The organism is Nocardia sp. NPDC003726 (genome assembly GCF_053586955.1).
The window spans coordinates 263,993-288,483 of record NZ_JBSFNF010000005.1 but is presented as its reverse complement, the minus strand read 5'-3'; the positions used below and the strand labels follow the sequence as shown (position 1 = coordinate 288,483).

Sequence of the window (24,491 nt, the reverse complement as noted above, 5' to 3'; positions counted from 1 at the left end):
CGCCGTTCGCCGGTCGCCGGAGTGGAGGAGTTGCGATGCCGAGTCTGGCCAACCAGGTCGTGCGCGGGTACCTGAAGGCGACGCGGGCCAATCGCGTGTTCGTCGATGCCGACGCCGCGCGCCGACGGGTCCTCGAGCGAAGCGTGCGGCCCCGCGACTACGGTCCGCCGCGCCGGCTGCGCGCGGATGTGGACATCACGGTGGAACGCCGGGATGGCTGGCCGGTCTACACCCTCACGCCGCGCGGGCGCCCGCCCCGAGGAAGCGTCGTGTACGCGCACGGCGGCGGCTGGGTGCACGAGATCGCGCCGCAGCACTGGGCCCTGTGCGCGGCGGTCGCCGCGCAAACCGGTGCGGCCGTGACGGTTCCGATCTATCCGCTGATTCCGTTCGGCACGGCCGGACAGGTCGTCGCGGGCTTCGTCGACCTGGTGCTCGCCAACCGGGAAACCTACGGGAACGTCTGCCTGGCAGGGGATTCCGCCGGTGGGCAGATCGCGCTGTCGGCCGCGGTGGTCCTGCGGGACGAGCACGACGTGCGGCTGCCCGGCACCGTGCTCATCGCACCCGCGCTCGACCTCTCGCTGACCAATCCGGAGATCGAGGTCGTGCAGCCGCGCGACCCGTGGCTGGGCGTCGCGGGATCGCGGGTGTTCATCGACCACTGGCGCGGCGATCTCGAGCTCGCCGACCCGCGCGTCAGCCCACTGGCCGCCGACCCGCGCGGACTCGGCCCGCTGACGGTCTTCTGCGGCACCGACGACATCCTGTGGCCGGACACCCTCCTGCTGGTCGAGGCCGCGCGCGCCGCCGGAGTCGTGGTGGACTACCACGAAGCCCCCGGTCTGCCACACGTTTATCCGCTGACTCCGACCCCGGAAGGGCGCGCCGCGCGTCGGATCGTCATAGAGAGTCTGCGTGGCGCGCTCGCCGGGTGAACGACGTTCCGTGCCGGAAGATCTGCGTTGCTGCATCCGGCCCGGGCCGGGCAGCGCCGCTCCGAGCACGACCGGTCGCTCCGCCGCCATACCGGCAGACCATGCCTGCCGTCGGTCGGTCTCCCTCAAACCGGATCGGCAAACCCCGACGACGCCTACCGAGGGCAGGGCCTCGCAGCCGACGAGCCTCCACGGTGCGAGTGGCGGATCGCCCGCGTCTCATAGGCCCATGACCTGTCGCTCGATCAGCGGGCCCGCACCGGAGAAGGCGGTCACGGCGGCGAGTAGCGGCTCGCGACGCTCGGTGGGCTGTGGCTCACCGCCGGAATCCGAACGGAATCGCCCCCGCGCTCGTTGATTCCGACCCCGAGCTGCACCGCGTCGAAACATGTAGCGCACCCCCGGGTCATGTACCGGTTGCGGGCAGGGTTACGACGAAGCGGGCGCCGGGTGCGCCGTCGGTGACGTGAATGCTGCCGCCGTGGCGTTCCACGACGTCGCGGACGATGGCCAGGCCGAGGCCCGCGCCGCCTTCGTCGCGGCTGCGGGCGTCGTCCAGGCGGACGAATCGCTGGAAGATCCGCTCGCGGTCGGCGGGTGGCACACCTGGTCCGTCGTCGGTGACCGACAGCACCACTCGCCCGTCGGTGTCGCGGTCCACGGCGACGCCGACGGTGGCCGAGGCGTGCCGCTGGGCGTTGTCGACCAGGTTGCCCAGGACGCGGGCGAGCTGGGTACGGCTTCCGGTGACCGCCACGGGCTGTTTCGGTGTCTCGATCCGCACGGCCACCCGGTCGCGGACGCGGTGCTCCAGTTCCTCGCGGACCAGGGCGGTCAGGTCCACCCGATCCGCGCGCGGTTGTTCACCCGCGTCGAGCCGGGCCAGGAGCAAGAGGTCGGCCGCGAGATGTTCCAGCCGGATGGTGTCGCCGATCAGTCCGTCCAGTTCCAGTAGTTCCGGGTGGGCCTGGGCCACCTCGAGCTGGGTGCGCAGGCTAGCGATGGGGCTGCGCAACTCGTGTGCGGCGTCGGCGATGAACCGGCGCTGGCGCTCCGTGGATTCTTCCAGCGCGGCGAGGGTGGCGTTGGTGGTGCTCGCCAGCCTGCCGATCTCGTCGCGGGAACCCGGTTCCGGCACGCGGCGGGACAGATCGCCGTCCACGATCTCGGCGAGCTGTCTGCGGATCGCCTCCACCGGGCGCAGGGCGCGCCGGGTGACCAGCCAGATCACCATGGCGACCACGACGAGCAGCGGGGGAAGGCCGATGAGCATCGCCTGCCGTGCGTCCGCCACCGCGCTGTCGGCGGTCTCCAGCGAGGAGCCCGCGTAGACGGTGACCGGCTGTCCGCCCCGGACGGTCGCCGGGAGGGCGGCGACCCGGAACGGATGCGGTCCGTCCTCGTCGTCCACCGTCAGACGCACGTCACCGAACTCGGCGTCGACCGTCGCGGGATCCGTTGCCTGCGAACGAGTTTCGTCGTCCCCGTCGTCTTCGTCGTCTTCGTCGTCTTCTCGCTCGTCGTCCTCGTCCTCGTCCTCGTCCTCGGACGCCTTGGCATACGGGCCGAAGCCGGCCATCGGCGGTTTGCCCGCGAGGTCGTCATCGGCCGCGAGCACGCGGCGATCGAGCGAAACAACCTGCACCGGTCCGCTTTCCGCGTCGGGGAGCCGCAATCGGGCCGGGTCCGTGCCCGTTGCCAGCTGAGCGGCCACGTCGCGCGCTGTGGTCTCCGCCTGAACTTCGGCGCTGTGCACCAGGTTGTGCCGCAGCACGGCCAGCACCGCGAACCCGGCCGCGGTGAGCGCCACCGCGACCACGACGGTCGCCGCGACCGTGGTGCGCGCGCGGACCGAGCGCCACCAGGCCCGGCCGCGCTCAGGCACGATCGGCCGCCAGCCGGTAGCCCGCGCCGCGCACGGTGGTGATCGATCGCCGCCCGAACGGCGCGTCGATCTTGCGGCGCAACGTGCTGATGTAGACCTCGACGATGTTCGGATCGCCGTCGTAGGCGAAATCCCAGACATGGTGCAGGATATCGGCTTTCGACACCACTTCGCCGGCGCGGACGGCCAGGTGCTCGAGCACGGCGAACTCCTTGGCGGTCAGTGTCACGTCCTGCGCACCGCGGCGGCAGGTCCTGGTCCCGGGGTCGACGATCAGGTCACCGACGCGCAGCACGCGCGCGCCGCCACGGGTCCGGCGGCGCAACAGCGCACGAATGCGGGCCAGCAGCACCAGGTAGGAGAACGGCTTGCTGAGATAGTCGTCGGCGCCGGTGTCCAGCCCCTCGGCCTCGTCGTATTCGCCGTCTTTCGCGGTCAGCATGAGCACGGGCGTCTCGTGACCACCGGCCCGCAGCGCGGCGCAGACGCGGTAGCCGTTCATGCCGGGCAGCATGATGTCCAAGATGATCAAGTCGTAGTCGGTGGTCGTCGCCAAGTGCAGGCCCTCGGCGCCGTCGTGCACCACATCCACGGCGAATCCCTCCGCCGACAACCCTTTTGCCAGCGTGAGGGCCAGACGTTTCTCGTCTTCGACGATCAGCAGACGCATCCCCCAAGAGTGGCAGACGAATCCTGAAACCGTCTTCAGGTCACTTCAGCTCGCCTTCAGCTCCGATCGCCACAGTGGACGCATTCGGAATCAACACTCCCGCAGGAGGTTTCCCATGACAACCGTAATCCGCCGCGCCTACGCAGGTCTTCGCTGGCTGCTCGTCGGCACGGCCGTCGCGGCCGCCGTCGTCGGTCTGAGTGCGGTCCTGGCCGCGGTCGCCACCGGCGGTCCGGACGATCACACCGTCGCGTTCCGCTCGGTCGCGGCGAACCGGTCACTGGTGGCCGACCCCGCGATCAGCAGGCAGCAGGCCATCGACAAGGCGCTGGCGACCGTGCCGGGCGGTCGGGTCGGGTCCGTCGAATTCGACACCGATCGCGGGGTCGCGGTGTGGGACGTGGAGCTCACCACTGCCGACGGCGTGGAGCACGACGTGACGATCGATGCGAACAGCGGCCAGGTCCGCGCCGTGGTCGACCACGACTGACCGCCACGCCCTTAGTCGCAGGACACCGGTGTGACGGACTCGGGCATGGGTAAGCGCCAGGTTTCGCTGCCGGGCGGCAGGGATCTGGAGGGAGATCCCGGCCGCAGTGCGGGGATCCTGGCCGGCCCCGTGCGTGGCGCGGGAAACGGGAGCCTGGAAGATTTCGCCCGCTGAAGGTTTGCCCCGGAGTAGCCTCGAGTTGTCCACTCGAGGAATCGAGGTCGGGATGCACGAAATGGCCATCACACGGTGCGTCATCGACGCCGTCTGTGAGCACGCGGCGGGCCGGCGGGTCCACTCCGTCACCGTCGAGGTCGGCGCGCTGTGCGCCGTCGTGCCCGATGCCATGCGGTTCTGTTTCGAAGTCGCGGCCGAGGCGACGGTCGCCGAGGGCGCGGAACTGGTTCTGGTGGAGATCCCGGGTGTGGCGGCCTGCCGCACCTGCGGCGCCGAGTTCCGGCTGCCGGACCCGATCCCGCTGTGTCCGTGCGGCAGCGCCGATGTCGAGATCCGCGCCGGGCGCGAGCTGCGCATCCGATCCATGGAGGTGAGTGAGGCATGTGCGCAACCTGCGGGTGCGGCGACGACGCCGCCGCGCTGATCCGCGTCCCACACGATCACCAGCACGCCGACGGCCACGACCACACCCATGCGGACCACGAGCACCCGCATGAGCACGGCTCCGGCGCCGACCACGCCCACGTGCCCGCCACCGAGACGGTCACCCTCGAGCTGAAGGTCCTCGCCAAGAACGACGAGCTGGCGCAGCGCAATCGCGCCTGGCTGGCCGAGCGCGGCACCGTCGCGCTCAACATGACCAGTTCCCCCGGCGCGGGCAAGACGACTTTGCTGGAACGCACCATCCGCGAGTCGGGCCAGGCTCCGATCGCGGTGATCGAGGGGGACCAGGCGACATTGCTGGACGCCGAACGGATCGAGGCGACGGGGTGCCGGGTGGTGCAGGTCAACACCGGCGCGGGATGCCACCTGGACGCCGAGATGATGTATCGCGCCCTGGAGACGCTCGACCCCGCGCCGGGCACGCTGCTGTTCGTGGAGAACGTCGGCAACCTGGTCTGCCCCGCGCTGTTCGATCTGGGGGAGCGGGCGAAGGTAGTGGTCATCTCGGTGACCGAGGGGACCGACAAACCGCTGAAGTATCCGCACATGTTCCAGGCCGCGGGACTGGTGCTGGTGAACAAGACCGACCTGCTGCCGTATGTCGATTTCGACCTGGATCGATGCCGGGAATACATCCGTTCGATACACCCCGGCGTCGAGGTCCTGCCGCTGTCGGTCAGCACCGGAGAAGGGCTGTCTACCTGGTACGACTGGCTTGCCGATGAGCGTCGCGCGGCGGGTACGGCGGCTCTTGAGGATGCTGCCGGGCGCGCTTAGAGTGAGGTGATCAGGATCACAGCTGCGGGTGACCCCTTCTTCGAGAAAGGTGAGATCCGGCCCCCCGTGGTCCGCTGCGGGAGGTGGCGAGATGCCCACTCAGGAAGCAGTACGAGCCGAAGAGACCCTGATCCATGTGCTGTGGATCAACGCGGGCCTCAGTTGTGACGGTGACTCGGTCGCCTTGACGGCGGCCACGCAGCCGAGCATCGAAGAGATCGCCCTCGGCGCGCTCCCCGGTCTGCCCAAGATCGCCGTGCACTGGCCGCTGATCGATTTCGAGTGCGGTCCCAACGGCGGTGCGGACGACTTCCTGGAGTGGTTCTTCAAGGCCGACCGCGGGGAACTGGAACCGTTCGTGCTGGTGGTCGAGGGCTCGATCCCGAACGAACAGATCAAGAAGGAGGGCTACTGGTGCGGGTTCGGCAACAATCCCGCCACCGGCCAGCCCATGACGACCAGCGAATGGCTCGACCGGCTCGCGCCGAAGGCCACGGCCATCGTCGCGGCGGGCACCTGCGCGACCTACGGCGGCATCCACGCGATGGCGGGCAACCCGACCGGCGCGATGGGCGTGCCGGACTATCTCGGCTGGGACTGGAAGAGCAAGGCCGGTATCCCGATCGTCTGCGTGCCCGGCTGCCCCATCCAACCGGACAACATGTCCGAGACGCTCACCTATCTGCTCTACATGGCGACCGGCCAGGCGCCGATGATCCCCCTCGACGACGCGCTGCGGCCCAAGTGGCTGTTCGGGGCCACCGTGCACGAGGGCTGCGACCGCGCGGGCTACTACGAGCAAGGTGAGTTCGCCACCGAGTACGGCTCGCCGAAATGCATTGTGAAACTCGGCTGCTGGGGGCCCGTGGTCAAGTGCAACGTGCCCAAGCGTGGCTGGATCAACGGCTTGGGCGGCTGCCCGAACGTGGGCGGCATCTGCATCGGCTGCACCATGCCGGGCTTCCCGGACAAGTTCATGCCGTTCATGGACGAACCACCCGGCGGGAAGTTCTCGTCCACCGCATCGGGGCTCTACGGATCGGTGATCCGCAGCCTCCGTCACATCACCGGGCGCACGGTCGACAAGGAGCCGCACTGGCGGCACCGGGGCCGGAAGCTGGAGACCGGCGCGACCCGCACCTGGTAGGAGGTTCTCTGATGACCCGGATCATCCCGGAGCCGTCGCACAAGACGATCGAGCCGGACCGCCTCGTCGAGATGGCGTGGGACCCGATCACCCGCATCGTCGGCAGCCTCGGCATCTACACGAAAATCGACTTCGAGAATCGGGAAGTGGTCGAGTGCCACAGCACCTCCTCGATCTTCCGCGGCTACTCGATCTTCATGAAGGGCAAGGACCCGCGCGACGCGCACTTCATCACCAGCCGCATCTGCGGTATCTGCGGCGACAACCACGCCACCTGTTCGTGCTACTGCCAGAACATGGCCTACGGCGTGCGTCCGCCGCACCTCGGCGAGTGGGTGGTCAACCTGGGCGAGGCCGCCGAGTACATGTTCGACCACAACATCTTCCAGGAGAACCTGGTCGGCGTGGACTACTGCGAGAAGATGGTCTCCGAGACCAACCCCGGCGTGCTGGCCAGGGCGGAGAACACCGAGGCCCCGCACGCGGGCGACCACGGGTATCGCACCGTCGCGGACATCATGCGTGCGCTCAACCCGTTCACCGGTGAGTTCTATCGGGAGGCGTTGCAGGTCAGCCGGATCACCCGGGAGATGTTCTGCTTGATGGAGGGCAGGCACGTCCATCCGTCCACGCTGTATCCCGGTGGGCCGGGCACGGTCGCGACCATCCAGTTGATGACCGACTACCTGTCCCGGCTGATGCGCTACGTGGAGTTCATGAAGAAGGTCGTGCCGATGCACGACGACCTGTTCGACTTCTTCTACGAAGCGATGCCGGGGTACGAGAAGGTCGGTCTGCGCCGCACGCTGCTCGGCTGCTGGGGCTCCTTCCAGGACCCGGAGGTCTGCAACTTCGAGTACAAGGACATGGCCGACTGGGGCCGCAAGATGTACGTGACCCCCGGCGTCGTGGTCGACGGCAAGCTGCTGACCACCTCCCTGGTCGACATCAACTTGGGTCTGCGGATCCTGCTGGGCAGTTCGTACTACGAGGACTGGACCGATCAGGAGATGTTCGTCAAGACCGATCCGCTGGGCAACCCGGTGGACCGGCGCCATCCCTGGAACCAGCACACCAATCCCCGGCCGCAGAAACGCGACCTGGACGAGAAGTACAGCTGGGTCATGTCGCCGCGCTGGTTCGACGGCACCGACTACCTCTCCCTGGACACCGGCGGCGGTCCGCTGGCTCGGCTGTGGTCGACGGCGCTGGCGAACCTGATCGACATCGGCTACGTCAAGGCCACCGGGCACAGCGTGCAGATCAACCTGCCCAAGACCGCGCTCAAAGGTCCGGTGACGCTGGAGTGGAAGATTCCGGTGCACGGCAGCAACACCCTCGAGCGCAACCGCGCGCGCACCTATTTCCAGGCGTACGCGGCGGCCTGCGCGCTGCACTTCGCGGAGAAGGCGATGGCGGAGATCCGGGCGGGCCACACCAAGACCTGGGAGAAGTTCGAGGTACCGGAAGAGGGCATCGGCTGCGGCTTCACCGAGGCGGTGCGCGGCGTGCTGTCGCATCACATGGTGATCCGGGACGGCAAGATCGCGAACTACCACCCGTATCCGCCGACGCCGTGGAACGCGAGCCCACGCGACAGCTTCGGCACACCGGGACCCTACGAAGACGCGGTGCAGGGCCAGCCGATCTTCGAGGAGAACGACCGCGAGCACTTCAAGGGCATCGACGTCATGCGCACCGTGCGCAGTTTCGATCCCTGCCTGCCGTGCGGCGTGCACATGTACCTCGGCAAGGGCAAGACGCTGGAGAAGCTGCACTCACCGACGCAGACGCTCACACCCGAGTGAGTCCGCGTCGGGCGAAACGACCCGGAGGTGACGGTGGAGGATCGCCCGGACGGCCGGGACGACGCGACGCTCGACGACTCCCGGTGGCGCGAAGCCGGTGATCGCATCGAGACCTTGCTGGAAGCGAGTTCGGCGGGCGGCGCGCTCGCCCGCGAACGCGCGGAGCAACTGGTGCGCGAACTGGTCGGACTCTACGGCGCGGGACTGACCCGCGTGCTCGAGCTGCTCGACGACGCGGCGGTCGATCGGCTGGCCCGCGACGATCTGGTCGCGAGTCTGCTGCTCGTCCACGGGTTGCATCCGCACGATGTGACCACCCGCGTGGCGAACGCGCTGGACAGCGTGCGTCCGTATCTCGGATCCCACGGCGGCGACGTCCATCTGGTCGACGTCGCCGACGGCGTGGTCCGGTTGGAGCTGGCGGGTAGCTGCAAGAGCTGTCCGTCCTCGTCGGTGACGCTCGAACTGGCCGTGGAGGACGCGGTGCGGGCGGCCGCGCCGGAGATCGAGTCCATCGAAGTCGTCGCCGCGCGGACCGAGTCGGCGGGGGTGATCTCCGCCGACTCGCTGTTCTCACGCGTGCGGGCGGACGGTGCGCGGTCCGGCAGCTGGGTCGCGGTCCCCGAACTGGCCGAACTCGGCGCGGGGGAGGTGGGTGGCTTCGCCCTCGCCGGGCTGACCGTGCTCGCCTGCCGGGTTGGCGAGCAGCTGTACGCCTACCGCGACCACTGCCCGGCGTGCGAGCGCTCGCTCGCGGGTGCGGCGCTGGAGCGGCGCGTGGGTTTCCCGGCCGGTGACGCGGTGCTGCGGTGCCCGACTTGCCGGGCACACTACGACGTGGTGCACGCCGGCGCCAGGGTCGACGGCGACGGGCATCTCGAACCGCTGCCCGTGCTCGTGCGCTCCGGCGAACTGTCGGTGGCGGTGCCGGCGGAGGTCGGCGGGTGAGCACACCGTTTCGCGCGCTGCGGCGGATCGCCGCCGATCGCGGGCCCGCCCCAAGGCCCGGCGAGCGGTGCGAGATGTGCGCGGAGCCCATCGCCGAGCGGCACCAGCATGTGGTGAACGTCGAAGGCAGACAGCTGATGTGCGTGTGCCGTGGCTGCTACCTGTTGTTCGTCGACCAGAAGGCGGAGCTGCGCTATCGGGCGGTGCCGGACCGGTATCTCGCGTTCCCCGATTTCACGATCAGCCGGGCGGAATGGGACGCGCTGGACATCCCGGTGAGTCTGGCGTTCTTCTTCCGCAATTCCGCGCTGGACCGGACGGTGGCGTTCTATCCAGGGCCCGCAGGCGCGACGGAGTCGGAATTGCCACTGGAACAATGGAATTCGATTCTCAACCGGCATCCCGAGCTGGACGTGCTCGCTCCCGATGTGGAAGCGCTGCTCATCCGGGTGCCCGACCGCCGCACCGAGCGGGCGGCGTGCCTGCTGCTGCCGATCGACGCCTGCTATGAGTTCGTCGGCCGGATGCGGCTGCTGTGGCACGGATTCGACGGCGGCCAGGACGTGCACCGGTATCTGGAGCAGTTCTTCGCCGACGCGTCGGCGCGCGCGAGAGCCGGTGGTGCTGCATGAGCCCGGTGTACTCGACGACGTTCGCGGTGCTCGAGATCAAACCCGAGCCGTACGCCGTCGCGCCGATCCTGTCCGCGCGCGTCGGCATCGCCGCGCTCGCCGAGGAACCGGTGCACGCCATCGCCCTGCGCGCGCAGGTGCGCATCGAGCCGTTCCGCCGCGGCTACTCCGACGAGGAGGCCGCGGGGCTGGTCGATCTGTTCGGTCCGCGCGAACGGTGGCACGAGACCCAGCGTTCGTTCCTGTGGATGCACTGCGCCACCATGGTGCCGAGCTTCACCGGCGGCGCCCAGGTGGACCTGCCGATGCCGTGCACCTACGACTTCGAGGTGACCGGATCGAAGTACCTGCACGCGTTGCGCGAGGGCGTGGTTCCGCTGCTGTTCCTGTTCAGCGGGACGGTCTTCATCCGTGGCACGACCGGATTCGCCATCCAGCAGATCCCGTGGGACCGCGAGGACAAGTTCGCGATGCCGGTGTCGGTATGGCAGGGCCTGATGGACGCGTACTTCCCCAATACCGGGTGGGTGCGGCTGCACAACGACACGCTCCGCGCGCTGGCCGGCTACAAATCCAGCCATGGCCTTCCCGGCTTCGACGACGCGGTGACCCGCCTGCTGACCAGCGCCGAGGAGACGCCGTGACGACCACGCAAGCACGCGCCCGCGCCCGCGCCGTGGCCGACGCGGTGCTCTACGAGGGCTATCTGCTCTATCCCTACCGTGCCGACGCGCGCAAGAACCAGTCGCGCTGGCAGTTCGGCGTGCTCGGGCCGCCCGGGGCCGCCGCGGCCGGCATCGGCGAGGAGTCGACGCTGTCGGCCCAGTGCCTGATCGATCCGGGCGAGTATCCCGAACTCACCGTGACCGTGCGGTTCCTGCAACTGCAGCGCCGGCAAGTGGTGGACGAGGACGGCACGCCCGTGGCGGAGCTGACCGACGGCGCGCGGTCGTGGCTGTCCTGGGACGAGGCGGTCGAGCAGGAGATCACCGTCGGCCCCGTCGCGCCCGGGCGTCTGGTCCACCCGCTCGACATCCCGGGCGGCTGCGACGCCGAGCGGATCGCCATGGCCGCCGTCCCCGCGCCCGGCACGTTCGTGCGGACCCGGCTGCCGCTGGCGGGCGAGCTCGAACTCGCCGCCGACCGCGACGACGGCTTCCTGCGGCTGACGGTCGTCCTGCGCAACGTCGGCGCGCCCGCGACCGACAAGCGCGACGCCATCGCCCGCTCGCTGATCGGCGCGCACGTCATCGCGGAGATCATCGGCGGCCAGTTCGTCTCCCTGCTGGAACCGCCGCCCGACGCCACCGCGGCGGCCGCCCGCTGCGACCGATACCGCTGCTTCCCGGTGCTCGCGGGGCCGCCCGGCGATCACAGCGTGGTGCTCATCTCGCCGATCATCCTCTACGACCATCCGGAGATCGCGGAGCAGAGCGAAGGCGCGCTGTTCGACTCCACCGAGATCGACGAGATCCTCACGCTGCGCATCCTCACCATGACCGACGCGGAGAAGGCGCGGGCCCGGGCCACCGACCCGCGCGCGGCGGAGATCATCGACCGGTGCGAGGCCATGTCGCCCGACGCGATGCGGCAGCTGCACGGCGTGCTGCGCGACCCGCACGCCGAAGGTCCCGGGTTGATCCCGGAGGTCCCCGAAGGCGTCGATTGGTGGGACCCGCTGGCCGACGGCGCCGTTCGCCCTGACCTCGACGCCGTGCCGGTCGCGGGCGCGCTGGTCCGCAAGGGCAGCCGCGTCCGGCTGCATCCCGCGCGGCGGGCCGACGCCCAGGATCTGTTCTTCGACGGGCAGTGCGCGCGGGTCGTCTCCGTGCACCAGGACGTCGACGGGCAGGCGCACGTCGGGGTGGTTCTGGATGCCGATCCGGCGGCCGAGCTGCACGAATGGTACGGGCGCTACCTGTATTTCGCGCCCGACGAACTGGAGCCGCTCGGCGGCACCGAGGAATGAAAGGAAGTCCGCAATGGAAACCGTGGGAGTGGTCTCGACGACCGTCGTCGCCGTGCTGGTGGCGGCGGGGGTGTATCTCGGCGTGCGGTCGATCCCGGACCTGCGGCGATACCTGAAGATCCGGCACATGTAGCGGGGGATCGGAGAGGAAGCATCATGGGTGAACATCGCGAAGAGCCGCAATCGGCACGTGGCGCGCCTGGTTCGCGCGACGCGGGTGCGAGCGTCGCGGCCGCAGGCCCGGCGGAACGGGAACCGGGGCACATCGATCACGAGGAGATGCGCTCCGCGCATTCGGACGACGTCAAGAAGGGCACCGAGTTCACCTCGCAAGCCCCGCCCGGCACCGAAGCGGCGGCACCGCCCTACGACGAGCGCAAGGACACCGCCAACGCCCCCGGCGAGACGGCGACCGGAAAGGTCGACGACGCGCGGGTCGGCGGCGCGACCACGCCCACCGAGGAAGAGGGGTGACCCGACGGCCGCGGTGCTGATCGCCGGGATCGGCAACATCTTCCTCGGCGACGACGGATTCGGACCCGAGGTGGTGCGCAGGCTGCCGCGCCACCCCGACCCCGGCGTGCGCGCGGTGGACTACGGCATCCGCGGCATGCATCTGGCCTACGACCTGCTAGACCCCTGGGCGGCGCTGCTGTTGATCGACGCGCTGCCCGACCGCGGCGCGCCCGGCCGGATCGAGGTGTTCGGCGCCGAACCGGAGGACACCGGCGCACAGCTCGACGCCCACGCGATGAGCCCGGACGCCGTCTTCGCGGGGGTGCGCGCGCTGGGCGGCGTGCTACCGCCCACGGTGGTGATCGGCTGCCAGGTCGCCTGCGTGGAAGAGGGCATCGGCCTGTCCGCGCCGGTCGCCGCGGCGGTGCCGGAGGCGGTCGCCGCCGTCGGTGAGGTGCTCGCAGCGTTCCTGCCCACCGCGGTATCCGACGGCTCCCCGCGTCCGCGGGCCACAGCGCGACAGGAGGACTGACGATGTGTCTGGGCATCCCGGGACGAGTGCTGGCGATCCCCGACGGCTATCACGACCAGATCGCGCTGGTCGAGGTGTCCGGCGAGCAGCGGAAGGTGAATATCGGCCTGCTGGACGGGGATCCGGCCCGGCCGGGTGACTGGGTGATCATCCACATGGGCTTCGCGGTGGAGAAGACCGACGAGGCCGGGGCCGAGGCGGCGCTGAGCGGGCTGCGTCTCCTGCAACGCGGAGACCTGCCATGAGCACGGCGCGGCTGCGGCGGCGTCTGCTGGTGCGCGGTGTGGTCCAAGGCGTCGGGTTCCGGCCGTTCGTCTACACCACCGCCGCCGAACTGGCTTTGTCCGGCAGCGTGAGCAACGACAGCGACGGCGTGGTCATCGAGATCGAAGGAGCGCCGAGGGAGCTGGACGAGTTCGCCCGGCGGCTGCGCCTGCGGCCGCCGCCGCTGGCGGTGGTCGAGTCGGTGGAGCAGGCCGACATCCCGGCGCGCGGCGGCACCGGATTCCACATCGCGGGCAGCACGCGCGAGGGCGGCGGTCGCACGCTCGCCTCGCCCGATGTCGCGATCTGCGCCGATTGCGAACGCGAACTGCGCGATCCGCGCGATCGCCGTTATCGCCACCCGTTCGTCAACTGCACCAACTGCGGCCCGCGCTTCACCATCATCGCGAGCTTGCCCTACGACCGCGAGCGCACGTCGATGGCCGACTTCGCCATGTGCGACCGGTGCGCCGGCGAATACGCCGATCCCGCCGACCGCCGCTTCCACGCGCAGCCGATCGCCTGCCCGGACTGCGGACCCACGCTCGCCTATACCGGCCCGGGAGCCGGCGCGCCGCTGACGGCCGCGCGGCGACTGCTGCGCGAGGGCGGCATCCTCGCGGTCAAAGGCATCGGCGGATACCACCTCGCCTGCGACGCCACGAACGAGCCGGCCGTCGCGGAGCTCAGGCGTCGTAAACGCCGCGGTGACAAGCCCTTCGCCGTCATGGTGCCGGATCTGGCCACGGCACGGGCCGTCGTCACTGTCGACGATGCCGCCGCGAAGCTGCTGACCAGCCCGGCACGCCCCATCGTGCTGCTGGCTCGACGCTCGCCGCGCGACGCACGCCCTTCGAGCGGGTACGACTCGGCGTCCGTGCGCCGCGACCCGGTGCCCGCGCCCTCGGTGGCGCCCGGCAACCCGGACCTGGGCGTCATGCTCGCCTACACCCCGCTGCACCTGCTGTTGTTCGGGCTGCCCGGCGACCCGCCCGGCCCGCAGGTGCTCGTGATGACCTCCGGCAATCTCGGCGGCGAGCCGATCTGCTACCAGGACGACGACGCCCGCACCCGCCTCGCCGGTCTGGCCGACGGCTGGCTGTCGCACAACCGGCGCATCCTCGTGCCCTGCGACGACTCGGTGGTGCGCTGCCTGGACGGCCGGGAACTGCCCGTCCGGCGCTCGCGCGGCTACGCGCCGCTGCCGCTGCTGCTCCCGGTGCCGCTGCCGCCGACGCTGGCCGTCGGCGCCGACCTGAAGAACACCTGCGCGATGGCCGACGGCCGCTACGCCTGGCTGAGCCAGCACATCGGCGACATGGACGACCTGGCGACGCTGCGCTCCTTCGACGCCGCCCAGCGCCACCTCGGCGAACTCACCGGGGTCCGCCCCGCGCAGCTGGTCGCCGACGCGCACCCCGCCTACCGTTCCACCGCCTGGGCGCGCAGGCACGCGGGCGAGCGCCCCTTGTACACCGTCCAGCACCATCACGCGCACATCGCCGCCGTCATGGGCGAGCACGGACTCGGCGCCACCGACCAAGTCGTCGGCATCGCCTTCGACGGCACCGGGTACGGGCCGGATGCGGCCGTGTGGGGCGGTGAGGTCCTGCTGGCCGGATACAAGGGCTACCGTCGTCTGGCGCACCTGAAGTACGTGCCGCTCGCGGGTGGCGATCTCGCCGTGCGCAGGCCCTACCGCATGGCGCTGGCTCATCTGCGCGCGGCCGGGATCGACTGGCGCGAGGACATTCCCGCGGTCGCGGCGTGCCCGCCCGCGGAGCGTTCCGTGCTGGCCCACCAGTTCCGCACCGGCCTCGGCTGCGCGCCCACCTCGAGCATGGGCCGGTTGTTCGACGCGGTGTCCTCGCTGTGCGGCGTGCGGCACGTCGTCGACTACGAAGCCCAGGCGGCGATCGAGCTGGAAGGGCTCTCGCGCGCCGGGCCGGACGGCGACACCGCCTACCGATTCTCGCTCGTGGACGGCGATCCCGCCGCTATCGATCCCGCACCGGTGATCGCGGATGTGGTCGCCGATGTTCGTGCGGGCGCGCCCCCGCAGGTGGTGGGCGCGCGCTTCCACGCCGCCGTCGCTCGGCTGGTGCTCGACCTCGCGGCTCGCTACGCCACTTCGGGGACGGTCGTCGCCCTGTCCGGCGGCGTCTTCCAGAACGCCCTGCTGCTCCCGCGATCGTGTGCGCTGCTGCGCGACAACGGGTTCACCGTGATCACCCACCACCGCCTGCCGCCCAACGACGGCGGCCTCGCGTTCGGGCAACTCCTCGCGTGCAGCGAGGGATGAGCGAAGGAGAACAACGATGTGTCTTGCGGTACCAGGCAAAGTGCTCAGCCTGCACGAGCGGGACGGCACGCTGATGTCGGTCGTCGACTTCGGCGGCGTGCACAAGGACGTGTGCCTGCAATACATCCCGGACGCGGCGGTCGGGGACTACGTCGTGGTCCACGTCGGTTTCGCCATCCAGCGTCTGGACGAGGAGTCCGCGCTGCGGACCCTGGCCGAGTTCGAGCACCTCGGCGTACTGAACGATGAATTCGGCGACGGTTTCGCCATCGCCGCGAAGCAGGCGGGCCTGGACAATCCCGCCGCCGAGCCGTCACGGGAGGAACCGGAGGACCGGTCATGAAGTATCTGGACGAATTCAGCAACCCCGAGCTGGCCCAGCGCCTGCTCGATCGCATCCGCGCCACGACCAGCCGCCGCTGGGCGATCATGGAGGTCTGCGGCGGACAGACGCACTCGATCATCCGCCACGGCATCGACCAGTTGTTGCCCGACCAGATCGAGATGATCCACGGCCCCGGCTGCCCGGTCTGCGTCACCCCGCTGGAGGTGATCGACAAGGCACTGGAGATCGCCGCGCGACCGGGCGTGATCTTCTGTTCGTTCGGCGACATGCTGCGGGTGCCGGGCAGCTCCAAGGACCTGTTCCGGGTGAAGAGCGAGGGCGGCGACGTCCGGGTGGTGTACTCGCCGCTGGACGCGCTGAACCTGGCCAGGGAGAATCCCGACCGCGAGGTCGTGTTCTTCGGCATCGGCTTCGAGACCACGGCTCCGGCCAACGCGATGACGGTCTACCAGGCCGAGCGGCTCGGCATCGGGAATTTCTCGCTGCTGGTGTCGCATGTGCTGGTCCCGCCCGCCATCGCCGCGATCATGGAGTCGCCGACCTGCCGGGTGCAGGGGTTCCTCGCCGCCGGGCACGTCTGCACGGTGATGGGCACCGACGAGTACCCGCCGCTGGCCGAGCAGTACAAGGTGCCGATGGTGGTCACCGGATTCGAGCCGCTGGACATCCTCGAGGGCATCCGCCGCACCGTGCTGCAATTGGAGTCGGGCAGGCACGAGCTGGAGAACGCTTACCCTCGCGCGGTGTCCGCGGCGGGCAATCCCGCGGCGAAAGCCATGCTGCAAGACGTCTTCGAGGTCACCGACCGGGGCTGGCGCGGCATCGGCGTGATCCCGAACAGCGGCTGGCGCCTGTCGGAGCGCTATCGCGAGTTCGACGCCGAACACCGCTTCGCCGTGGGCGACCTGCACACCGCCGAATCGACCATCTGCCGCTCCGGCGAGGTGCTGCAAGGGCTGATCAAGCCGCACGAGTGCGCCGCTTTCGGCAAGGAGTGCACGCCGCGTAATCCGTTGGGCGCCACCATGGTGTCCTCCGAAGGCGCGTGCGCCGCCTACTACCTGTACCGGCGCCTGGATCTGCCCGCGGAGGTGGCTCATGCCTGAGGAAGGCACCGCCCCCGTGACGATCGACATGGAGGGCTGGGTCTGCCCGATGCCGCTGCGGGATTCGCCGAACATCGTGATGGGACACGGCGGCGGCGGCGCGATGTCCGGCGAGCTGATCGAGCACCTGTTCCTGCCCGCGTTCGGTCCGGCCGCGAACGCGGATCTGACCGATTCCGCGGTGGTCACGCTCGACGGCGCGCGGCTGGCCTTCTCCACCGATTCGTTCGTGGTGAAACCGCTGGTGTTCCCGGGCGGCACGATCGGCGAACTCGCGGTCAACGGCACGGTGAACGATCTGGCCATGTCCGGCGCGCGCCCGATGGTGCTGTCCACCGCGTTCATCCTGGAAGAGGGCACCGCGCTGGCCGACATCGCGCGCGTCGCCCAGGCGGTCGGCACCGCCGCGCTGGCCGCGGAGGTCCAGCTGGTCACCGGGGACACCAAGGTGGTCGACGCCGGGCACGGCGACGGGATCTACATCAACACGGCCGGGATCGGCGTGGTCGCCCCGGAGGTGGACATCCGGCCGCAGCGCGCTACCCCGGGCGACGTCGTGCTGGTCAGCGGCGAGATCGGCGTGCACGGTGTCGCGGTGCTCAGTTGCCGGGAGGGACTGGAGTTCGGCACCACCGTGCTCAGCGACACCGCGCCGCTGCACGGTCTGGTCGCGGCGATGCTGGCCACCGGCGCCGACGTGCACGTGCTGCGCGACCCCACCCGCGGCGGCGTCGCGGCCTCGCTCAACGAGATCGCCCGCGCCGCCGAAGTCGGTGTGGCCTTGGACGAACGGCAGCTCCCGGTGCCCGCCGGCGTGCGCGACGCGTGCGGGCTGCTCGGACTCGACCCGATGTACGTGGCCAACGAGGGCAAGTTGCTGGCGTTCGTCGCGCCCGAGGACGCCGATCGCGTGCTCGCGGCGATGCGGGAACATCCGCTGGGCGCACAGGCCGCCGTGATCGGCCGATGCGTCGCCGAACATCCCGGCATGGTGGTCGCCCGCACCGCACTCGGCGGTACGCGGGTGGTGGATCTGCCCGCGGGCGAGCAGTTGCCGCGGATCTGCTGACGCGGGGACGCAGAAGGCGAGGTGTGGATCATCGTTCGGATCGCCGACACGCCTGCGACGTCGCGTGCCCCGCTGGACGGGCGGCAGCGGCGCGACGTCGCGGGGATGGCGGCGGTCGTCGTCGCCTTGCACGTCCTCGGGTGGTCGGCGCTGCTGCTGCTCGTGGTCCCCGGCGGATACACGGTGGACGGCGCGGTGTTCGGCGTCGGCCTCGGCGTCACCGCCTACACGCTGGGGATGCGGCACGCGTTCGACGCCGACCACATCGCCGCGATCGACAACACCACCCGCAAGCTGATCGCGGACGGGCGCAGTCCGCTGTCGACCGGATTCTGGTTCTCCCTCGGGCATTCCACCATCGTCTTCGTGCTCGTGGCGTTGCTGGCGTTCGGCGTCAAAGCGCTGGCCGGCGACCTGCGCGAGGAGAACTCCGGGTTGCAACGGTGGACCGGCCTGTTCGGCACCGGCGTCTCCGGCACTTTCCTGCTCGTCATCGGGGCGCTGAACCTGGTGTCGCTGATCGGCATCTGGCGGGTGTTCCGTGGGATGCGCCGCGGCAGCTACGACGAGGCCGCGTTACGGCAGCGGTTGCACGACCGCGGCGCCTTGCAGCGGGTGATCGGGCCGCTGACCAAGGCGGTGCGCGCGCCGTGGCAGATGTACCCCGTCGGGCTGCTGTTCGGCCTCGGCTTCGACACCGTCACCGAGGTGAGCCTGCTGGTGATCGCGGGCGGCGCGGCGGCGACCGACCTGCCGTGGTACGCGATACTCGTGCTGCCCGTGCTGTTCTCGGCGGGCATGACACTGTTGGACGCGCTGGACGGCGCGTTCATGAACTACGCCTACGGATGGGCGTTCGCCGGGCCGCTGCGCACGGTCTACTACAACATCGTCGTCACCGGTTTGTCGGTGGCGGTGGCGCTGCTGATCGGCGCGCAGGAGATGATCTCCTTGCTGGCCGAGGAATTCGGCATCGCCGACGGACCGCTGGCCTGGGTCGGCGGGCTGGATCTGGGGGCCATGGGTTTCGTGATCGCCGGGCTGTTCCTGCTCACCTGGGCGGTCGCCGTCGGGGTGTGGCGATTCGGCCGCATCGAGCAGCGATGGTCCACCGGCCGCGCCGGCGGAGGACCGTGCTGATGGCGGCCAGCGGAGCGGAGATGTTCGCCCGGTACGCCTACGCCCCCAATCGGCTCGGCTACTGCGGGCCGCCCGACGCGGCGGCCCTGCGCGACGGCTCCGACGAGCAGGTGCGCGCGGTGGCGCGCCGGTTCACCGGAGCATGGCCGTATCTGCGCGTGATGGCGCGGATGACCGGCATCGCCGACCCGCTGGACCGCAGGCTCGTCGAGTCCTACTGGCTGGGCGGCGGTGTCGGCGCCGACCTGGACGCCCGCGAGTTCACCGCCGAACTGCTGGATCTGCTCGGCCCGGTCGCGGGCGGTTACTGGACGCATCTGACACCGGGGCTGGCCGAGGAGGCGGCCGCCAATCACTGCTTCCACGTCTTCGGCGTGTACCCGTGGTCGCGGCTGCTGCGGCACGGCAGCGAGCATCCCTTGCGCGTGCTCGACAACTGCCGGATCACCTGGGGAACGGTGCTCGACCGCGCCGGCGGCGAGGTCGTGCTGCGCTGTCGTGGGCTGAGCTGGGACGGGGAACGTCTCGCGCTGTCGGCGGAATCGGCGCGGTCGGTGCCGATCCGGGTGGACGGGTACGCGGCGCTGCCGGACGTCGGGGTGGGGGAGCGGGTAGCGGTGCACTGGGGACGTCTGTGCGGGCGCTTGGACGAGGTCCAGGCGAGCACTCTGGAGGCGGCCACGGTGCGTCAATTGGAAATCACGAACCGGCGCCCGGCCGCACGAGGCAGCCCGGAGATCAGATGATCGGCTCTGTGCGGTGCCGCGAAGTCGTGCCCACAGCGGCAGCGGACGTACCGGCGCCGCCGCCGGTATACGGACACCAGGAGCGCCGGTTTCGAACCGCGTGAATAGCGGCGAACTCGGCGGTTCGGAAAATCCGCCCATTCCGTTGGCGTGTTTCGGTCACCTTTGCGCGGCGTATCCTGTATATAGCTGTCGAGCCGAGGAGCGACACGTGTACGCCGGTAGTCATCCGGGCAAAAGTCCAGAAACCGTTCCCCGGATGCTTTCGCCGGTGTTTCGCCGTGTCGCACGCCATCGCGCCCGACGGGCTGATCCGCTTTTCGGAAATCACCGGAAGGGAGGTGAACTACCGTGATGGGTCAGATGATGGGGATGATTCGCGACATGTGGAACAACATGTTCCCCAACATGCCGATGCCGATGCTTCCGATGATGTCGTAGCCCGCTCCAGAAACAGGAAAAGATCAGCCGCAACCGGCCGGTAATTCGGCTCGACGGCGCTCGGTGCGTCTTTCCCGCACGGGGGTGTGCAATTTTCGTACGGTGGTACGTCCACTTCGTGGACTACCGTAATCGATGCACAATTCCCGCACATACAAGAGCGATATCCGTCGGCCATCGGCGGCGTGTAACGACTCGGCCGACCGTCGCCGAGCCTCGGCTCCGTGGCCGGCCGGCCGATGCGAAGACGAGCGACCTCGGTGGAGGTGCGCCATGACCGGCGACCCGCGGCAGGCGAAGCGGCCGGTGACCGCCGCGCTGGCCGGTCCCTACGGGCATCCTTTCCATCCGATCCTGGTCACCGTCCCGATCGGCGCCTGGGTCGCCAGTCTGGTGTTCGATATCGCGTCCCGGCTGGTCGACGATCCGGAGTTCCTGGTCAAGGGGTCGTCGTGGCTGATCGCGATCGGTGTGCTCGGCGCCTTGGCCGCCGCGACGATCGGATTCCTCGATCTGCTCGCGATCCCGACCGGTACGCCCGCCTTCCGCACCGGCTTGCTGCACATGACGCTCAACCTGCTGGTGACCGTCGCCTACGCGATCGGCTTCGTATGGCGGCAGGGCGCCGACACCGCGCGCCCGGTCCCGGCCGGGCCGCTGGCGCTGTCGGTGGTGGCCTTGGTGAGTTTGGCGGTTTCCGGGTATCTCGGGGGCAAGCTCGCTTATCGGTACGGCGTCCGTGTCGCCGACGAGGCCGCCCAGGCAGACGGCTTCACACGCTGAATCCCTTCCCAATATCAGGAGGTACACCATGGGCATCGCCGCACTGATCTTCTGGTTGCTCACCGCGGGCGGCGGGTTCTTCCTGCTCGGCACCTGGATCGCCAAGGGCGGCACCCGCCAGCCGAATTCGACCCAGCTGCCTGCCCCGGTGCTGTTCGGTCACTTCTTGCTCGCGGTCGCCGGACTGATCGTCTGGATCGTGTACCTCGTCGTCGACAGCACGGCGCTGGCTTGGATCGCGTTCGTGCTGCTGATCCCGGTCGCGCTGCTCGGATTCACGATGCTGCTGCGCTGGATCCCCATTTACCAGGGGCGTTCCACGGGAACGGCCGAGCCTCCCGAAAGGCACTTTCCCGTGGCTGTCGTCGCCGCTCACGGTGTATTCGCTGTGACAACCGTCGTGCTGGTGTTCCTGACCGCCCTCGGCGTCGGCGACTGACCCCTTCGGCGCGGACCACCGTCACCCGGTGGCGGTGGTCCGCTGCTGCGGGGTCATCCGGTCATTCCGTGCAGCAAAGTTCCGGACGTCCACCAGCCGACGGGCGCGCCGCCGGCGGTGGACCGTTCCGCCGGGCCGTCAGATCTTGCGGATGACCGTGACGACCTTGCCCAGGATCTGGGCGTCGTTGCCGGGGATGGGCTCGAAGACCGGGTTGTGCGGCATCAGCCAGACGTCCTTGCCGGTGCGCTTGAAGGTCTTCACCGTGGCCTCGCCCTCGATCATCGCCGCGACGATGTCGCCGTTCTCGGCGACGTTCTGCTGCCGCACGACCACCCAGTCGCCGTCGCAGATCGCCGCGTCGATCATGGACTGGCCGACGACCTTCAGCAGGAACAGCGAACCGTCGCCGACCAGCTCGCGCGGCAGTGGGAAGACGTCCTCAACGGCCTGCTCGGCCAGGATCGGGCCACCGGCGGCGATGCGCCCGAGCACCGGCACGAAGGTGGGAACCGGGCGTTCGACGTCGACGGTGATCTCACCGTCGTCGACCGCGGCGACCGGCAGGCTGGTCACCGACCGCACCACCTCGTCCAAGCCGCGTACATCGACCGCGCGCGGCCGATTCGGGTCGCGGCGCAGATAGCCCTTGCGCTCCAAGGCGCGCAGCTGGTGGGCGACCGAGGAGGTGGACGTGAGGCCGACGGCGTCACCGATCTCCCGGATGCTCGGCGGGTAGCCGCGCTCGCTCACCGAGGTGCGGATCACCTCGAGCACTTTGCGCTGACGCACGGTGAGATCCGCCCCGCTACCCGCCGCGTCGGCGCCGCTGTCGGTCTCGTCGCCCGTGTCGTCCGTCTGCCTCACCGCAACCGCCCTTTCCTGCTGTGCCAGGCCGGTTCGCGCCCGGCGTGTGTCTTCATGGCCTGTCGTGTCTTCGGTTCTTCGAATCTAGTCCGGTCGCGCCGCTGGATCAAACATCTGTTCGAGGTATGTCGGGTGTCGGGGCTGACTTTGTCGCCGGCGCGTGGTAGAAATCGAACACCAGTTCTTCGAACACATGAGCGAATTCGCTGTGAAACGTGTGTTCGAACGGCTCGAACGGCCACGGAGCACCCACTACGGAGGTTTGTCCGATGAGCACTGTGATCAGCCATGCCACCCCTTCCGCCGGCGCGGCGGAAGCCGATGGCGAGCACCGCGTCGCCGATCCCGCCCCGGCGCAGGACGATCTCGGGTACGAGACCGCTCGGCGGCTGCTGTGCGGCGGCGCGCGTCCGCGAACGCTGACGCCCGCCCACCGATCCGCGGTCGATCGGCGTCCGCCCGGCGCGCGCCCCGGCGCGGGCATGGTCGATTACGGCCGGGGCCCGGGCACTTTCGCGCGGCGGCGTCTCCGTGGCGATCATCCGATGCGTCGGGTCGAGCAGGCGCAGATCGGGTTCGCCGCCCTCGCCGTCGCCGCGCTGCTCACCGCGGCGATGGTGGTCGGGCTGATCGCGTTGGCGCATGTGCGGGCGGGTGAGTGGGGCGGCGGGTCCGGCCGGTCGGCGCCTGCGGTGGTAGATGGTCCGAGTGTGCCGGGCAGCGGCGATTCGCGGTGAGCGCAAAGGAATCCGGCCATCGTGGGCGGCCGGATTTGTGGATCGGCAAACTAGAACGTGTTGCTACCGTGCTGAAAACGTGATCCGGGCAACACCGCCCGAACGAGGTCGGGACCTTTCAGCACATGACACTCCTCACCGCGGGCCGCGTCTTCCTCCGCATGGCCGCATTGTCCCTTTGCCTGGTCGTCGGGCTCGCCGCAGCAGCGGTCGCCAGGGCCGAGCCCGCCTATGCGGCATATTTGGACCTCCCCTCCGTCAACGACGACGGCGCGGGGCCGGGCGGACTGAATCCGGTGCTGCCGCTGGACGAATCCGCCTTGGCGGAGGCATTGCGGCAGGCACGGGCCGACGTAGTGCCGCCGCGCCGGTACGCGACTCTGCTGCACCAGTACTGGCTGGTGATCGCCACCCGCAACGCCGACATCGACTTGGCCGCATGGGATCCGGGTCGTGGCCCGCGCGCGAACGAACGCACCTTCAATCAGGTGTACGTCAACTACCTGCGGCTGGCCACGCAGCACCCGGAGTTCTACTGGGCGGGCCTCGCCGGGATCGCGGGCGGATCGTTCGCCTCCGGCTTCTTCGACATGAGCGATGCGGGCGTCGTCCTCGACGTGCCCGGCGTCCACCAGCTCGGTGACGCGGTCGCCGACCTTCTGCGCGCCACCCCACCGGAATTGGCGCGTGCGCTGCCGGAGGACATCCGGCTGCTCGCCACCGAAGGTTCCCGCCTGACCGCGGCGGACGTCGCCTGGTACCAGACGCGCCTGATGATCATGCAGAAGCACATCTTCACGGATCTGGTGCCGATGCACGAGTCCTACGTCGCATACGGCATGCGCGGCATCGAGGAGATGTACGCGGCCGGTGTGCTCGACGAGGACATCCACACCGCATGGCGGTCGGTCGCCTCCGGCACTCGGGACGGCTATGTCGACGCGCTGGTCCGGATGACCGACCGGGAGCAGAACCGCGTGGTGGCCGACCAGTGGGACGAGACGTCGGCGGGCCGTGCCCCGATCGGCCGCGTGCTCACCTACGTCAGCACCGTCGCGGGCAAACCCGCTGTCCCCGGCGTTCGCGCGCCAGGCGTGTTCGCCCCGACGGTGGTCGGCGCGGACATCGGCGGCCGCAGCGTCGCGCTGCGTGTCCCGTTGCCCGGCTTCAACTGGGCCGACCGCGACGCCCGATGGAACTACATCACCGGCGACCTCGTGCCCCGCCACATCGATATGGAGTCCGATCCCGTCTCGGCGGGCGCCGTCCTCGGCGAAGCGTTCTGGGGCAAGCTCGCCCGCGGTCGCCTGGCCGCCAGGTTGCCCGACCTGCTCGCCGACCTCACCGCGCACTGGCAGATCTCCGGGTGACCGAGCCC

General features: G+C 69.8%; 27 protein-coding genes. 24 read left to right on the top strand and 3 right to left on the bottom strand.

Annotation, left to right across the window (positions count from 1 at the left end):
* Positions 1-35 precede the first annotated feature (35 nt).
* Complete coding sequence (locus ACWDMM_RS09595) at positions 36-938, top strand: alpha/beta hydrolase fold domain-containing protein (protein ID WP_449936868.1); 903 nt, start codon at positions 36-38, stop codon at positions 936-938.
* Between the two features lie 406 nt (positions 939-1,344).
* On the opposite strand, the gene ACWDMM_RS09590 is transcribed toward ACWDMM_RS09595, so the two are convergent.
* Both ACWDMM_RS09590 and ACWDMM_RS09585 read right to left on the bottom strand, forming a co-directional pair.
* Positions 1,345-2,823 (bottom strand): sensor histidine kinase, encoded by a 1,479-nt coding sequence (locus ACWDMM_RS09590; RefSeq protein WP_357206791.1) that lies wholly within the window; start codon positions 2,821-2,823, stop codon positions 1,345-1,347.
* Complete coding sequence (locus ACWDMM_RS09585; RefSeq protein WP_195082166.1) at positions 2,816-3,493, bottom strand: response regulator; 678 nt, start codon at positions 3,491-3,493, stop codon at positions 2,816-2,818. The genes ACWDMM_RS09590 and ACWDMM_RS09585 overlap by 8 nt, the downstream gene beginning before the upstream one ends.
* Positions 3,494-3,608: 115 nt before the next feature.
* Between ACWDMM_RS09585 and ACWDMM_RS09580 the strand changes: the two genes are divergently transcribed.
* The 21 genes from ACWDMM_RS09580 to ACWDMM_RS09480 all read left to right on the top strand — a co-directional run bounded on the left by ACWDMM_RS09580 (position 3,609) and on the right by ACWDMM_RS09480 (position 21,509).
* The gene (locus ACWDMM_RS09580; RefSeq protein WP_195082167.1) at positions 3,609-3,983 is read left to right on the top strand and encodes a PepSY domain-containing protein; all 375 of its coding nucleotides are present in this window, start codon (positions 3,609-3,611) and stop codon (positions 3,981-3,983) included.
* Positions 3,984-4,209: 226 nt separating this feature from the next.
* Positions 4,210-4,584: a hydrogenase maturation nickel metallochaperone HypA/HybF gene (locus tag ACWDMM_RS09575; RefSeq protein WP_195082168.1), complete on the top strand. Its 375-nt coding sequence runs from the start codon at positions 4,210-4,212 to the stop codon at positions 4,582-4,584.
* The gene (gene hypB / locus ACWDMM_RS09570) at positions 4,542-5,381 is read left to right on the top strand and encodes a hydrogenase nickel incorporation protein HypB (RefSeq protein ID WP_449936864.1); all 840 of its coding nucleotides are present in this window, start codon (positions 4,542-4,544) and stop codon (positions 5,379-5,381) included. Before ACWDMM_RS09575 ends, hypB begins: the two co-directional genes overlap by 43 nt.
* 91 nt (positions 5,382-5,472) lie before the next feature.
* Positions 5,473-6,528, top strand: coding sequence for an NADH-quinone oxidoreductase subunit B family protein (locus ACWDMM_RS09565; RefSeq protein ID WP_067808970.1), 1,056 nt, complete (start codon positions 5,473-5,475; stop codon positions 6,526-6,528).
* An 11-nt stretch (positions 6,529-6,539) separates the two neighbouring features.
* Positions 6,540-8,336 (top strand): nickel-dependent hydrogenase large subunit, encoded by a 1,797-nt coding sequence (locus ACWDMM_RS09560; protein ID WP_195082170.1) that lies wholly within the window; start codon positions 6,540-6,542, stop codon positions 8,334-8,336.
* 33 nt (positions 8,337-8,369) lie between these two features.
* Complete coding sequence (locus ACWDMM_RS09555) at positions 8,370-9,284, top strand: NifU family protein (RefSeq protein ID WP_397069156.1); 915 nt, start codon at positions 8,370-8,372, stop codon at positions 9,282-9,284.
* Positions 9,281-9,916: a DUF5947 family protein gene (locus tag ACWDMM_RS09550; RefSeq protein ID WP_357206787.1), complete on the top strand. Its 636-nt coding sequence runs from the start codon at positions 9,281-9,283 to the stop codon at positions 9,914-9,916. Before ACWDMM_RS09555 ends, ACWDMM_RS09550 begins: the two co-directional genes overlap by 4 nt.
* Positions 9,913-10,560 carry a DUF6084 family protein gene (locus tag ACWDMM_RS09545; protein WP_195082172.1) on the top strand — a complete coding sequence of 216 codons (648 nt, stop codon included), beginning with the start codon at positions 9,913-9,915 and terminating at the stop codon, positions 10,558-10,560. The genes ACWDMM_RS09550 and ACWDMM_RS09545 overlap by 4 nt, the downstream gene beginning before the upstream one ends.
* Positions 10,557-11,885: a hypothetical protein gene (locus tag ACWDMM_RS09540; RefSeq protein ID WP_195082173.1), complete on the top strand. Its 1,329-nt coding sequence runs from the start codon at positions 10,557-10,559 to the stop codon at positions 11,883-11,885. Before ACWDMM_RS09545 ends, ACWDMM_RS09540 begins: the two co-directional genes overlap by 4 nt.
* A gap of 13 nt (positions 11,886-11,898) precedes the next feature.
* Positions 11,899-12,018 (top strand): DUF6893 family small protein, encoded by a 120-nt coding sequence (locus ACWDMM_RS09535; protein ID WP_085994907.1) that lies wholly within the window; start codon positions 11,899-11,901, stop codon positions 12,016-12,018.
* A 23-nt stretch (positions 12,019-12,041) separates the two neighbouring features.
* A complete protein-coding gene (locus tag ACWDMM_RS09530; protein ID WP_195082174.1) occupies positions 12,042-12,359 on the top strand; it encodes a hypothetical protein in 318 nt (105 codons plus the stop codon).
* A 13-nt stretch (positions 12,360-12,372) separates the two neighbouring features.
* A complete protein-coding gene (locus ACWDMM_RS09525; protein WP_195082175.1) occupies positions 12,373-12,873 on the top strand; it encodes a hydrogenase maturation protease in 501 nt (166 codons plus the stop codon).
* Between the two features lie 2 nt (positions 12,874-12,875).
* Entirely contained in the window at positions 12,876-13,118 is a 243-nt protein-coding gene (locus ACWDMM_RS09520) for a HypC/HybG/HupF family hydrogenase formation chaperone (protein WP_195082176.1), read from the top strand.
* Positions 13,115-15,439, top strand: a complete 2,325-nt coding sequence (gene hypF, locus ACWDMM_RS09515; RefSeq protein ID WP_449936858.1) for a carbamoyltransferase HypF — start codon at positions 13,115-13,117, stop codon at positions 15,437-15,439. Before ACWDMM_RS09520 ends, hypF begins: the two co-directional genes overlap by 4 nt.
* Positions 15,440-15,455: 16 nt before the next feature.
* Positions 15,456-15,782 (top strand): HypC/HybG/HupF family hydrogenase formation chaperone, encoded by a 327-nt coding sequence (locus ACWDMM_RS09510; protein ID WP_357108045.1) that lies wholly within the window; start codon positions 15,456-15,458, stop codon positions 15,780-15,782.
* Complete coding sequence (hypD, locus tag ACWDMM_RS09505; RefSeq protein ID WP_357108042.1) at positions 15,779-16,891, top strand: hydrogenase formation protein HypD; 1,113 nt, start codon at positions 15,779-15,781, stop codon at positions 16,889-16,891. Before ACWDMM_RS09510 ends, hypD begins: the two co-directional genes overlap by 4 nt.
* Positions 16,884-17,960 carry a hydrogenase expression/formation protein HypE gene (gene hypE / locus ACWDMM_RS09500; RefSeq protein WP_195082180.1) on the top strand — a complete coding sequence of 359 codons (1,077 nt, stop codon included), beginning with the start codon at positions 16,884-16,886 and terminating at the stop codon, positions 17,958-17,960. Before hypD ends, hypE begins: the two co-directional genes overlap by 8 nt.
* A 72-nt stretch (positions 17,961-18,032) precedes the next feature.
* Entirely contained in the window at positions 18,033-19,100 is a 1,068-nt protein-coding gene (locus ACWDMM_RS09495) for a HoxN/HupN/NixA family nickel/cobalt transporter (protein ID WP_449936939.1), read from the top strand.
* A complete protein-coding gene (locus ACWDMM_RS09490; protein ID WP_323124438.1) occupies positions 19,100-19,846 on the top strand; it encodes a DUF6390 family protein in 747 nt (248 codons plus the stop codon). Before ACWDMM_RS09495 ends, ACWDMM_RS09490 begins: the two co-directional genes overlap by 1 nt.
* Positions 19,847-20,560: 714 nt before the next feature.
* A complete protein-coding gene (locus tag ACWDMM_RS09485) occupies positions 20,561-21,070 on the top strand; it encodes a DUF2231 domain-containing protein (RefSeq protein WP_195082181.1) in 510 nt (169 codons plus the stop codon).
* Positions 21,071-21,098: 28 nt separating this feature from the next.
* Entirely contained in the window at positions 21,099-21,509 is a 411-nt protein-coding gene (locus tag ACWDMM_RS09480; protein WP_195082182.1) for a hypothetical protein, read from the top strand.
* 138 nt (positions 21,510-21,647) lie between these two features.
* Here the strand turns inward: ACWDMM_RS09480 and lexA are convergent, their stop codons facing one another.
* Positions 21,648-22,376: a transcriptional repressor LexA gene (gene lexA, locus ACWDMM_RS09475; protein ID WP_195082183.1), complete on the bottom strand. Its 729-nt coding sequence runs from the start codon at positions 22,374-22,376 to the stop codon at positions 21,648-21,650.
* Positions 22,377-22,645: 269 nt separating this feature from the next.
* On the opposite strand from lexA, the gene ACWDMM_RS09470 reads away from it, so the two are divergent.
* Together ACWDMM_RS09470 and ACWDMM_RS09465 are read left to right on the top strand one after the other, a co-directional pair.
* Positions 22,646-23,113, top strand: coding sequence for a hypothetical protein (locus ACWDMM_RS09470; protein ID WP_449936855.1), 468 nt, complete (start codon positions 22,646-22,648; stop codon positions 23,111-23,113).
* Between the two features lie 125 nt (positions 23,114-23,238).
* Positions 23,239-24,483 (top strand): hypothetical protein, encoded by a 1,245-nt coding sequence (locus ACWDMM_RS09465; RefSeq protein WP_449936853.1) that lies wholly within the window; start codon positions 23,239-23,241, stop codon positions 24,481-24,483.
* Positions 24,484-24,491 lie beyond the last annotated feature (8 nt).